Source organism: Clostridium fermenticellae (assembly GCF_003600355.1).
Lineage (GTDB): Bacteria > Bacillota > Clostridia > Clostridiales > Clostridiaceae > Clostridium_AV > Clostridium_AV fermenticellae.
Map to the genome: position 1 here is coordinate 90,776 of NZ_CP032416.1, position 12,881 is coordinate 103,656.

Sequence of the window (12,881 nt, forward strand, 5' to 3'; positions counted from 1 at the left end):
TTTTATAGGAACTTTAGTTGAAAAAATGGTGTAATAAAGTTGAGATTTGATATTTTTTAATCTATAATATAATTGTATGACTAAAATTCGGGAGATATAAAAAATATTATTAATCTTACCGATTAACGATGAATTGATGTATGAGATTTTAAAAAGTAGGTTAGACATACCTTTATTTTTAAATGGGGTGACTGCCTGATTTTTTACAAACATCTTATTTATGTTGTTTTTCATTAATTAAGGAGGGGGAAAATGAATAGGAGAACAGTATCTTTGGCTTTGACTTTGACTTTGGCGTTAGGAATTAGTGGGAATGCCTTAGCGGCTCCTACAAGTAGTTCGTTATCACTAAAGCAAGTTCAAGAACAAAGACAAGATTTAGAAACAAAAACGGAACAGTTGGACAACCAAATAACTCAGGTTATGCAACAAATAAAAGATAATAAGGATAAGATTGTAAAAACTTCAAATGACATAAAACAAGTACAAGCTGATTTAAATAAAGCAAAGAATGATATAGAAAGTCAGCGTAAATTATTTGATCAAAGAGTAAGAGCTATGTACATAAATGGTGCTGATAGTTATCTTGGGGTAATATTGGATTCTCAAAATTTAAGTGATTTTATAACAAGAGTTGATAACGTCAAAAAAATAATGGGATATGATAAGCAGGTTATTAACAGTTTGAATAGTAAAAAGGCTGCAATAGAAAATAAAAAACAGTTATTATGTAATGAGAATAATAAACTTATATCTTTGAAATCTGATAATGAAAAGAAATTGGTTCAGTTAAGTAGTGATAAGTCTCAGGAAACTAAGGTATTAGCTAGCCTTAAACAAAAAGAGACACAACTTACACCTCAGGAAAATGCTATGGTAGCTTCTGCAACTAATAAAGTTAATCAGGTGAAAAATAATACCGCTAATACTACTGTATCGCCATCATATTCAAGAGGTAGTGGATCGTCAAGTAGTGTATCTTCAAATGCTGTAGTAGCTTATGCTTCAAATTTCCTTGGAACTCCATATCAATGGGGAGGAAATGGTCCAGGTTCATTTGACTGCTCAGGATTTACTTGTTATGTATTTGCACATTTTGGTGTTAGTTTGCCAAGAATAGCATCAGATCAACAGAGTGTGGGAACTGCTGTATCGAGAGACAATTTACAACCAGGTGATTTGGTATTCTTCGGATCTCCAGCACATCATGTAGGAATTTATGTTGGTAATGGATGCTATATACATGCTCCAAAAACAGGAGACGTAGTTAAAATATCTCCATTAAATAGATCTGATTATAGTGGGGCTAGAAGAGTTCTGTAGAAAATTTATTTGAAATACATATTGTAGAGCCATATAAAATATGCCTAAGTTTATTTTATATGGCCTTTTTTAGTGTAATAGCCTGATGATTATATATTAAAAATCTCCACATAATATGTGGAGAAGTTAAAATTATTAGATTTTATCTTTCATTTTTTAACTCAGCTAAACAGTTTTTGCAGATATTTTTTCCTTTGTAATTAACAACATCTCTAGCATCTCCACAGAATATGCAAGCAGGTTCATATTTTTTAAGAATTATTTGTTCACCATCTACATAGATTTCTAAAGCATCTTTTTCAGCTATGTCCAAAGTTCTTCTTAATTCTATAGGGATAACAATTCTTCCTAATTCGTCCACTCTTCTTACAACACCAGTTGATTTCATTTAAATTTCCTCCTCTTAATCTTCCTCAAAATTCGACACATTTATAATTAAATAATAACAAAAGTGACATTAAAAGTCAATATATAATTTTGAAAGCAAATTTACAAATTTCTTACTTGTCTCTATATATGGTAATATACTACCTAAATATACAAATGTCAATATATTTTTGTTATCTAATACAGTTTTTTACTAAATTATTTATTATAAAAAATTTATGTATAATTTATTATATGGCTTAGTTATATGATTGCATGGACGTTTTGCTTCTAAAATCATTTATAAATAAAATAGTTATTAACTGGATAATAATAAGTAAATGTCGAAATATTAAAAAAGACTATATAATATTTGATTTTGTAAATTTATTGTATTGTAAATTTAGTATATATATAGTTTTATATATGTTAAAATAATTTAGTAGGTGATAATATGAAAGATATGTATAATTTTTTAAAACAAATAAAGAGTATAGGTGAAGAGACAGGTGAAGATATTTATATAGTAGGTGGATTTATCAGAGATAAACTTTTTAATTCACAGATAGATGTTCATGATTTAAATTTAGTCTGTTCAGGAAGTATGCAAAAAGTAATAGAGGAATTAAGTAAACTTGGATATTATTTTAAGGTTTTAGATAATGGCAAATATAAATATAAAAATGATAATATGACAGTAGATATTGCACTTATTAATGGAAGTGATATTGTGGAGGATTTGAACAATAGGGATTATACAGCAAATGCAATAGCATTACGACTTACTGAAATTAAAATAATAGATCCTTTTGATGGCAGGAAAGCCATAAGGTCACGGATAATAAAGCAGGTTAATAAAGGGAGCTTATCAGATGATCCCATTAGAATTTTGAGAGGTATTAGGATGTATATAAAATATGGGATGCATTTTAACTTTGAAACAGAAGAAGAGATCAGAAGAATAGCTTCTAGATTGTATTATTTTAATGGGCCGAATAAGTTTTATGAATTTATGAAGGTTATTGAAGCTGATTTTCAGGGAAAGGCTTTTGAAATATTATACGATTATGGGGTACTTTCAAATATATTTCCATACATAGAGGAACTAAAAACTGTTGGGAAATGTAAATATCATATTGAAGATGCATTAACCCATATGAATTTAACATATCAAGTCTTTAAGGATTTAGTGAATGGAAGAATAAAACTTGGAGGAATTGATATTGGTAAAATTGATGAGGTTATAGATGAATTCAATATTAAAAATTATATTGCACTTAGCTGCTTTTTGCATGATATAGGAAAGTTTAAGTGTTATAAAAAGCAGGGAGATAGAGTTAGTTTTTATGGGCATGAAATTGAAGGTGCGAAAATAGTTCATAATATATGCAATAATATGCAATTTTCTAAAGATGCTACTGAAATTGAAGAAACAATTGTAGAAGCACACATGATGCCATTAGAAATTTTAAAAATGGAGACTGCAGAACAGAATGAGGCATTAAATAGTATGTTTTCTAGATACAGAAATTACATACCATATATATTTATAGTATCTTTTTGTGATAATTATGCGACTAACATGTTACTTAACAATAGTAATGAAAAAATTAAATTTAAACAATTTATAGAGAATGCTTTACTTAAATACAGGAAATATAGATTTGTTTGATGGTAATTAGTCTTTATTTGGTGAAATAGATGAGATAAAATTTGTATTATTGAAGGATAACTTGTACGATATTAATGTAATATAATGGAATAAGATGAAAGATATCAACATGTAAAGTTATCAACAATGTGAATAAGATTTTTATAAAGCCTATAAAACCTACAGTTTCAAAGGAATAAGTTATCAACAGAAATTGTTGATAACTTATTAAAAATTGTTGATAACTTTAATAATAGATTAATATAATGTGAATTTTGATGAATAATTTATTATTAAATCTCTTCTATACTTTGAAATGTTGATGCTATAAAATCAAACTCCTCTGGATCTGTAATCTCACCATAATCATCTTCGGATATTTTAGGATAAAAGTATAATATGAATTTTTCTTTATTGATACTATTTTGAATTATTATATATCTTCTATCTAACTCTATATCCTGAAGTATAGCTAGAACTAAATATTTATCGGATTTTCCAGTTTTATTATTAGTAAGGTCAATTAATAACGTATCGGGTCTTACAATATTTATCTTTTTATGATCACATTGAATTACATTAGCATTGTCTTTACACCCGAGACAACTATCAAATTTGCAGTCAGCGGAACAGTTTAGGCATTTGCATTCGCTGCATTTTTTAAATTGAGATAATGTGTCAGAATGTTGATTTTTAAAGTCCCTTATGAGATCAACTACTTTATCTTGTTTTAATACATTGAAAAAATTACCTTTTTTTAGTTCATTTTCAGCACTTTCTATAGAATTTATATATTTTTTTAATACAGGTAGTTTTGAAACATATTTTCTTTGTTTCAAAATATCATTCTCTAAAAATGGAGAAACATTATTAATTGCATAAGTTATATCAATATATATTTTACTATAGATACTTTTTTCTGATTCTAAAAATTCTTTAGCTTTGCTCATTAAATTCACCTAACTTTGACTTTGTTGTTTATACTTTTTTAATTCTTCATTTAAATTAACTTCTGTAAGTTTTTCAAATTCTTTATCAAGAGAATTATCATCTCTAAGGTCACTAAGACCTTCTGCAAAGGACTCTTTCTTTTGAATTTTTCTTTCAATATCATCTAAACTTATTTTATTGCTTCGTGTGTTTACGTCTGATAATATTTCATTTACCTTCTTACTTGCTTCTGCATTGTTATATCTAGCAGCAGCTTCATCTCTATAGCTTCTTGTCTTTTCTATTTCAGATTCTAATTCTCTTAATTTTGTTTTTAATACCCCAGCTTTTTGTGATGTTTCATTATAACTATTTTTTAGATTTTCATAGGATTTATCGGCTTCCATTTTTTTAGCAAGAGCTTTTTTTGCTAATTCTTCATTATTTTTGCTGAGGGCAAGTTTTACTTTTTCATCAAAATCATTTGAAGTTAGTTTTGCTTCATTCATTTTCTTTTCAATTTCATGTACATTACCTAGAATTTGAGCAGAAGAAAGCTTTGCTTTGTTGAGACTCTCCTCCATATCCCTTATTTTCTGATCTAATAGTTCGACAGGGTTTTCAACATCATCCAATGCAGAATTGACCTTGGCGTTAAATATGTTTGATATTCTTTTAAAAACTCCCATAGAAATTTCCTCCTTAAAATTTAATTATTTGCGTTTCTTAATATGTCTTAATAATAATCTTATGATAAATATGATTATTACAATTTTTATTATAGTAAATATAAGGCTTATTAAAGGGTGATAGCCATACCCATAATTATATCCATATCCTCCGAAACTGTTATGTCCCCAAGGTATTGGTATGGGAATAGGTAAAAAAGACCTTTTTGTACTACTTTGTGTTTTAGAATTATTTGAGTTTGAATTCTGATAGCTTTTATATCCATCCGAAGATGATTTTTTACTATTTGAAAAACTCCCTGATTTGAAGCTTCCACTTGATGAAGAACTTTTTGGGGATGAAAAGCTTCCAGATTTAAAACTTCCACTAGAACTTCTAGCGCTTGAAGAATGTGAACTATGTCCACTAGATCCCCTTGCAAAAACTACTTGGAAATCAGTATTTATGCCAATATAGCTAGGTAGTTGGGTGTTTATTGCTCCTGTAAATGTAAATAGAAATATTATAAATAAGCATATTGTAAAATTTTTTTTCTTAATTTTAATCAACCCCTAAATAATTATAATCTCAATCATATATTAGCATAAGATTATAGATAAATAGTCTTTTTTATTATAAACTTATTATACAGTATATTATACTATTTAACAACCTTGAATCTACTATATTTTAAGCAAAAAAGGTCTGTTTTGCTTAAAATTATTTAATAGCTTTATATATCGCTTGTAATCTGGCATTTATAATTGTTTTTATAATATTTAACTTGTAACATGGTAACACATACTGTATAATATTAATATATATTAAGGGTATGGTCTTAACATAATTAATTATATATGGGTTACATTAATATTTATGATATACATAAAATATTATTTATGTAGAGGTGTTGTTAAAATGAAGTATGACCATTTTGATGTAAAATATTTGGATGAATTGGCTAAAAAGGTATCAGAAAACAGTATAATTCCATATGAAGATTTACCAAGATATGATTTATTTTTATCCCAGGTTATAGATTACTTGAATGATAAGTTTGCTGATGAAAAATATACTAATAATATAGTTCAGAATTATATAAAAAATGAAGTTATCTCCAGGCCTGAGGATAGTAAGAAGAGAGGGTATACAAAATTACATTTGGTTCAACTGGTACTTTTAAGTTATATGAGGCCAGTTTTAACTACAGATGAGATTAAGAAAGTGTTTAAATTAGCTTTTAATGAAATAAATGATAATGAGGATGATATACTAACATGGGAGGAAACTTATAAGGTTTTTTCAGATATTCAGAAAAATAGTCTCGAAGAATTTATTTCTAAGAAATACTTTGATGAGGAAAAATTGAGAAATATAATAAAGGGTATGAATTTAGATAGTAAAGAACAAGATAGAATATTTGTATTTCTCGTTGTAATGACATTAATTTGTGAAGCCAGTGCTATAAAAAAATTAGTTCAAAATATAGTTGACAATTATGAAGAAGATTAAAATAAATTAATGAAAATACACATTATGATTATTCATAATGTGTATTTTTTATGGTAAAAAATTATCTTTATAATTTTGAATTAGTATATTTATAATAATTATAGATAAATAATACACTAGAATATTTTCTAAATATATTGTATAATCTAAGTATAATTATACATATTTAAGTATAATTATACTTAGATTTAGCTATTTATAATAAGGAGATGTTAACATGTTTAATTTGAAGAATAGAAACTTCCTAACTTTAATGGATTATACAAAGAAAGAAATAGACTTCTTAATAGAGTTGTCAAAAGATCTTAAAATTGCTAAATATACGGGAACAGAAAAGAAAAATCTTAATGGTAAAAATATTGTATTATTATTTGAAAAGTTGTCTACAAGGACAAGATGTTCATTTGAAGTAGCAGCAAAGGATCAGGGAGCAAATGTTACTTATATAGGGCCTAATAGTGGAAGCCAAATGGGTAAAAAGGAATCCATAAAGGATACAGCTAGAGTACTTGGAAGAATGTATGATGGAATAGAGTATAGAGGATATGGACAAAATATTGTAGAAACTCTTGCCAAGTATTCTGGAATACCTGTTTGGAATGGACTAACTGATGAGGATCATCCGACCCAGGTATTAGCAGATTTTCTTACAATGAAGGAACATCTTGATAAAAGTTGGAATGAAATGAAATTTGCTTATGCTGGTGATGGAAGAAATAATATGGCCAATGCACTTATGATAGGTGCCTCTAAAATGGGTATGGATTTTAGAATTATTTCACCCGAAGAACTATTTCCAGATAAGGAACTTACTAGGAAGTGTAGTGATATTGCAGAAGAAAGTGGTGCAAAAATAAATATAACTTCTAATATAAATGAAGGTGTAAAAGATGTTGATGTAATTTATACCGATGTATGGGTATCTATGGGAGAAGACGAAAGTGAATGGGAAAAAAGAATAAATATTTTAAAGCCATATCAGGTAAATATGAATATGATTAAAGCGTCTGGTAATCCTAATGTTAAATTCTTTCATTGCCTTCCAGCTTTTCATGATTTAAATACTGAAGTTGGAAGGAGGATATATGATAAGTATGGGATTAAATGTATGGAGGTAACTGATGAAGTATTTGAAAGCAAATATTCATTGGTATTTGATGAAGCTGAAAATAGGATGCATACTATAAAAGCTATTATGGTTGCAACCTTAATATAGAATCAATCAAAAACTTCAAAAAACCTGAAAATTCGATCCAATTATGTATAACTAGTTGACGTATATAGTTATTGAAAGTAAAATTGAGAAGAAATATATTTGATTTATACAAAGTTGGGGATGGAGTATTTGGAGTTTTTGAAGGGTCTGTTCAAAAAGGATATAACTAAAGTAGCGTTAATATTTATATTTATAATTGTTGTCCTTTGGTTATTAAGATCGATTATAGACCTAATGTTATTGACATTTTTATTTACATATTTAATTTATAGTGTGCAGCAGTTTATTTATCATAAGATAAGTAAATTTATAAAGATAAAGCAATCATTTATCACTATAATTTTGTACCTTTTTATATTTACAACTTTATTTTATTTTACTTACAAGTATTTTTCTATAATAGTAAGTCAAAGCATTGTTATATCAAATAAATTAGCAAGAAATAGGATCGACAGGACTATAGTTCGTTATTTGTCACCGATACTGGGAGAGCGTGAAATTAAAGAACATATAATGCAAAATTCAACCCTAATATTGAAATTTGTAGCAGATATCGGAACGTGGGGATTTAATGCAGTGATAGCATTATTATTGAGTATGTTTTTTATAATCGAAAGGATGAATATAAAAAAATTTGTATCAAGTTTTGCAAATAGTAGAGTATCAGGAATATATAGTTATATTTATACATTTTCAAGAGATTTTATAGATTCTTTTGGTAAGGTTGTGCAGGTACAGGTACTTATTGCATTTATAAATACCATTATTTCTATAATAATATTAAATATTATGAAGTTCCCTGCACTTATAGCACTGACATTTATGATATTTATATTTAGCCTTGTACCTGTTGCTGGAACCATATTGGCATCAATTCCACTTGCAATAATTGCATATACTATAGGTGGAACCATAAAGGTTATATATGTGGTTATAATGATAATTCTTTTATATACTATTGAAACATACATTTTAAATCCTAAGTTTATGTCTGAAAGGACCAGACTTCCAGTATTCTTTGTATTTATTATAATAATAATATCAGAACACTTTATGGGAGTTTCAGGTATGCTTATAGGGGTCCCACTATTTATTTATTTAGTTCATTTAGTTGGTGTGCATATATAGGTTATATATTTTTATCATTAATTTTGTATAAAAGGCATACACTTTGGGCGGAAATGCCTTCTTTTCTTCCTGTAAATCCAAGTCCCTCCTCAGTGGTTGCCTTTATACTTATATCTTCTTTTTGTATATTTAGAATGTCTGCTATGTTTTCTCTCATGTCATTTATAAATGGAGTTAATTTTGGACTTTGTGCAATTATAGTTGAATCTATATTTCCTATTCTGTAGTTGTTTTTTTTAATGATTTCGTAGGTTTTATTTAGTAAGATAAGGCTCGATATATTTTTATATGATTCATCGTAATCCGGAAACATTTTCCCAATATCTCCTAAAGCAAGTGCACCTAAAAGGCTGTCCATTATGGCGTGTAATAAAACATCGGCATCTGAATAGCCCAAAAGTCCTTCAGAGTTTGGAATGTTGACGCCTCCAAGTATAAGTGGTCTGCTTTTATCAAATTTATGTACATCATAACCAGTACCTATCCTCATTTTAAATCCTCCTTATTAATTTTTATACTATATTTTAACATATATTATTGATAAAAAAAAATCAGGTGCTAATATAAAGCACCTAAGATATGTCTCGATTATAATGTATTACTTTTTTACTGTTGTTATTAGTTGAGGAGTTATTATATCCCAATAATCCTTTTATAAAGGATTTTATTCCAGAAAGGAATGTTAATTTATTATTTTTTCTTTTGTTTTTCGAAAAATCTACATAAATAATTTTATTACGCATAAATAGGCCCTACCTTTCATTAAAAATAATTCCCCTTGATAAAATAATAGCATAAAAGTGTATAAATGTTAAGAAAATTCTAAAAACACATTTTTATAAAATAAAAAGAAAAGTTTGTTTGCTATTTATAGTATAAACATAAAGTTTGTAAATATGTATTTAATTTATAAGGGATACTATTATCCCTTATAAATCAAAGAGAAAAAAAGTATGAAAAATGGACTTTACTTTAAACTATCAGGTAATAGTATTATATGCTGTATACGTTTAACTAGTTACTATATTATCAATTATAGTATAATTTTACGTAAATAGGTTAATTTAAAATATATAAATTTAAATTTTGTATAATATCATAGGTAAGTATATATTAATTACAAATTTATTTGAGAAATATTTATAAATTGATAAAACAAAAAGTTATTAACACATTGTCCACAAAAATGTGGATAATTTATGATAATTATTTCAATATAATAATTAATTTTTATAATATAAAAAAATCAACAGTAATTTCACATGTTATCAACATATTTTCTGTGGATAACTATAATAAATGTTGATAAATAAAATTTACTTAGTATATAATTTTCAACAAAAAAGTTTTATCAATGTAAGATAAATAAAGAATATTGTACATATATATCAAGCAATAGTGTAGTAATATAGATATTGATAGAATTATGTGAAAAAAGATGATATTAAATATAATCAACAAGTTATTCACAAATAATATGTTGATAAATTAGTTGAATTTGCATATTATAATATAAAATATTTTATATTATAATTATCTATAAGTATTAATAATTATGTATGAAAGAAGTGACACTATGAGACTTAAAAATAAAGTTATTTTTTTAATTTTGGGAATTATATTAATAGCAGGTGTTTTTACATATTATTTTAATAATGAAAAATTAACTTCTCAAAAGAAAACTCAGGTTATATCTAAGAATCAAGAGAAAAAGATACCTCAAGAGAATAAAAAGAAAAGAAATAAACCTAGAGAATTCCAAAATACACAACTCATATATAATGATAAATCAATTCCAGTTCTTATGTATCATTCTATAGATTATGAAAAAAATAATGAATTAAGAGTCCCTAAAGAACAATTTAGACAGCAGATGAAATACTTAAAAGATAATGGATATACTACATTAACATTAGATGAGTTTTATAATTTTTTAATAAATAATAAACCAGTTCCCTTAAAATCAATTATCGTAACATTAGATGATGGATATAAGGATAATTATATAAATGCATATAAAATATTAAAAGAATTTGGTTTTAATGCTACCGTTTTTGTGATTACCAGTACTATAGATAAAGATGGCAGTTATTTAACAAGCTCTGAACTAAAGGAGATGGATCAAAATGGTTTTGATGTAGAGAGTCATACAGTAAATCATGATAAATTAAATGAGCTTACCTACGAAAAACAATATCGGACTTTAAAGGATAGCAGGGAATGTATTGAGAAAATATTGAATAAACAAGTTAAATATATAGCATACCCATTTGGAAAATTTAATAATTATACTCAAAAAGCTACTGTGGATGCAGGATATATTATGGCATTTACAACTAATTCAGGATGGGCAAATAAAGGGCAAGGTACATATAAATTAAATAGAGTGTATATATCGGCTAATCATGATATAAATGAATTTATTAGAAGAATTACAAATGCTAAATACAATCTTAATTAAAAATAAGCATTTATATCTAAAATTTTATTGGAAAAATTAATTAAATTTTTTATAATAGTATTATAGGAGGGATTTAATTAATGAAAAAAATTAGGTTAGTGTTGATTATATTTTCGTTTATTTTGTTTGTCAGCGGATTTAAGGTAAAGGCATCATCAACTCAATTGACTACACGTACCAATATTGATACTAATAAGGAGTGGACTGTAAAATTTAATAGTGAACTTAATGAAAGTACTGTAACTAGTGACAATTTGAAGGTTACTGATTCAAGTGGTAATGTGATTCCTGTCTATGTAAAGTTAGGTGCTGATAGGAAAACAGTTATAGTTAGTCCTCAAGTTTCTGGATATGCACCAGATGCCAAGTATACTCTAACTGTGGGAAATGAATTTAAGTCTGTGACAGGTAAAAGTCTAGCAAAATCTGTCCAAATGGAATTTGATACTATAAATAAATACAGTGATGGAACTGATTATATGAACTTGCCTAAAGTAACCTCCTGTGATTTTGAGTACACACCGCTTCTTTCTAATGAAAAGCAGGTATTTACTATAGGGACAAGCTATTCTGGAAGTGTTGAATATAGGATATTTGTACATAGTTATTCAGATTCTCAAGATGTTTATACTGAATTAACTAATGGATATACAGAAACTCAAGATGGAAAAATAACTTCACTTAAAACACTTAAATCAAATGATAATGGTCAAAAGTATAAGGCTATTATATATGTAAGAAGAAATGGACAAGATGGTGCTCATAATGATGTCAATACAGATTATGATAATTATTATGTTGATTATTTTAGATGTATAGATAGTGTCGATAATGGAGAAGATTCATATACAAGCTATGATTCTACACTAAGTCAGCTTGTGGATACTCAATATAATCAAAACCCTGTATTTGTAGAAGCATATGATTTAAATAATAAGGCTAGTAAAAATCAGATTAAATATTACATGGACCCAAACAATTTTTTGGATAGTTACGGGAAATATCAATTTATGAGATTAAGTTATGTAGATTCAAGTGTAACTGCTGATTCTTTAAATAATATATTAAAGGGAAAAGGTATATTGGAAGGAAAAGGACAGGTATTTTTAGATGCTGCAAAAGAAAGTAATATAAATGTAGCGTATTTGATATCTCAATCATTGCTGGAAACTGGAAATGGACAATCTGTTTTAGCTAATGGAGGAAAACGTGATACTGATGGAAATTATATATTTGGATCCCCTGCATATAATTTCTTTTCTATAGGAGCCTTTGACTCTGACTCAGATTATTATGGTACTAAAATGGCCTATGATAATAAATGGTTTACTCCAGATGAGGCAATTAAGGGTGGAGCAGAATGGATTGCTTCAAGTTATATAAATAACACGCAAACTAAACAAGATACCTTGTATAAAATGAGATGGAATCCACTTAATTCAGGTACTCATCAGTATGCAACTGACATAAGTTGGGCATATAAACAAATAAGTGATATGATAAAGGGTTTAAAAGCTATCCTTGAACAAGCTCCTGATATAAAAATAATTTTTGATATACCCCAGTTTAAGTGATTATATAAATATAAAGGATTAAGTTTTTAAAACTTAATCCTTTATTAATAT

At 27.0% G+C, this 12,881-nt stretch carries 12 protein-coding genes; 8 read left to right on the forward strand and 4 right to left on the reverse strand.

All coding sequences use genetic code 11. From position 1 onward, the window contains the following. The first annotated feature begins 252 nt into the window (after positions 1–252). Positions 253–1,323, forward strand: a complete 1,071-nt coding sequence (locus tag D4Z93_RS00460) for a C40 family peptidase (RefSeq protein ID WP_119969826.1) — start codon at positions 253–255, stop codon at positions 1,321–1,323. A 142-nt stretch (positions 1,324–1,465) separates the two neighbouring features. Here D4Z93_RS00460 and D4Z93_RS00465 read toward each other — a convergent pair whose 3' ends face one another. Continuing rightward, entirely contained in the window at positions 1,466–1,711 is a 246-nt protein-coding gene (locus D4Z93_RS00465) for an AbrB/MazE/SpoVT family DNA-binding domain-containing protein (protein WP_119969827.1), read from the reverse strand. 432 nt (positions 1,712–2,143) lie between these two features. Here D4Z93_RS00465 and D4Z93_RS00470 point away from each other — a divergent pair, with 432 nt between their 5' ends. Continuing rightward, positions 2,144–3,361: an HD domain-containing protein gene (locus tag D4Z93_RS00470; protein WP_119969828.1), complete on the forward strand. Its 1,218-nt coding sequence runs from the start codon at positions 2,144–2,146 to the stop codon at positions 3,359–3,361. Positions 3,362–3,633: 272 nt separating this feature from the next. Here D4Z93_RS00470 and D4Z93_RS00475 read toward each other — a convergent pair whose 3' ends face one another. Both D4Z93_RS00475 and D4Z93_RS00480 read right to left on the reverse strand, forming a co-directional pair. Continuing rightward, positions 3,634–4,290, reverse strand: a complete 657-nt coding sequence (locus tag D4Z93_RS00475) for a DUF1292 domain-containing protein (RefSeq protein WP_119969829.1) — start codon at positions 4,288–4,290, stop codon at positions 3,634–3,636. 9 nt (positions 4,291–4,299) lie between these two features. Continuing rightward, a complete protein-coding gene (locus D4Z93_RS00480) occupies positions 4,300–4,959 on the reverse strand; it encodes a PspA/IM30 family protein (protein WP_119969830.1) in 660 nt (219 codons plus the stop codon). 304 nt (positions 4,960–5,263) lie between these two features. Between D4Z93_RS00480 and D4Z93_RS13275 the strand changes: the two genes are divergently transcribed. From D4Z93_RS13275 to D4Z93_RS00500, 4 genes are all read left to right on the forward strand, one after another. Beyond that, positions 5,264–5,416 (forward strand): hypothetical protein, encoded by a 153-nt coding sequence (locus D4Z93_RS13275; RefSeq protein WP_199798397.1) that lies wholly within the window; start codon positions 5,264–5,266, stop codon positions 5,414–5,416. Positions 5,417–5,857: 441 nt separating this feature from the next. Next, positions 5,858–6,451: a DUF1836 domain-containing protein gene (locus D4Z93_RS00490; RefSeq protein ID WP_119969832.1), complete on the forward strand. Its 594-nt coding sequence runs from the start codon at positions 5,858–5,860 to the stop codon at positions 6,449–6,451. 217 nt (positions 6,452–6,668) lie between these two features. Continuing rightward, the gene (gene argF / locus D4Z93_RS00495) at positions 6,669–7,667 is read left to right on the forward strand and encodes an ornithine carbamoyltransferase (RefSeq protein WP_119969833.1); all 999 of its coding nucleotides are present in this window, start codon (positions 6,669–6,671) and stop codon (positions 7,665–7,667) included. Positions 7,668–7,796: 129 nt separating this feature from the next. Further along, positions 7,797–8,795, forward strand: coding sequence for an AI-2E family transporter (locus D4Z93_RS00500; RefSeq protein ID WP_162920225.1), 999 nt, complete (start codon positions 7,797–7,799; stop codon positions 8,793–8,795). Between the two features lies 1 nt (position 8,796). Here the strand turns inward: D4Z93_RS00500 and ispF are convergent, their stop codons facing one another. After that, positions 8,797–9,285, reverse strand: coding sequence for a 2-C-methyl-D-erythritol 2,4-cyclodiphosphate synthase (gene ispF, locus D4Z93_RS00505; protein WP_119969835.1), 489 nt, complete (start codon positions 9,283–9,285; stop codon positions 8,797–8,799). Positions 9,286–10,371: 1,086 nt separating this feature from the next. On the opposite strand from ispF, the gene D4Z93_RS00510 reads away from it, so the two are divergent. After that, a complete protein-coding gene (locus tag D4Z93_RS00510; RefSeq protein ID WP_119969836.1) occupies positions 10,372–11,256 on the forward strand; it encodes a polysaccharide deacetylase family protein in 885 nt (294 codons plus the stop codon). A gap of 80 nt (positions 11,257–11,336) precedes the next feature. Further along, entirely contained in the window at positions 11,337–12,830 is a 1,494-nt protein-coding gene (locus D4Z93_RS00515; RefSeq protein WP_119969837.1) for a glucosaminidase domain-containing protein, read from the forward strand. Positions 12,831–12,881: the final 51 nt, after the last annotated feature.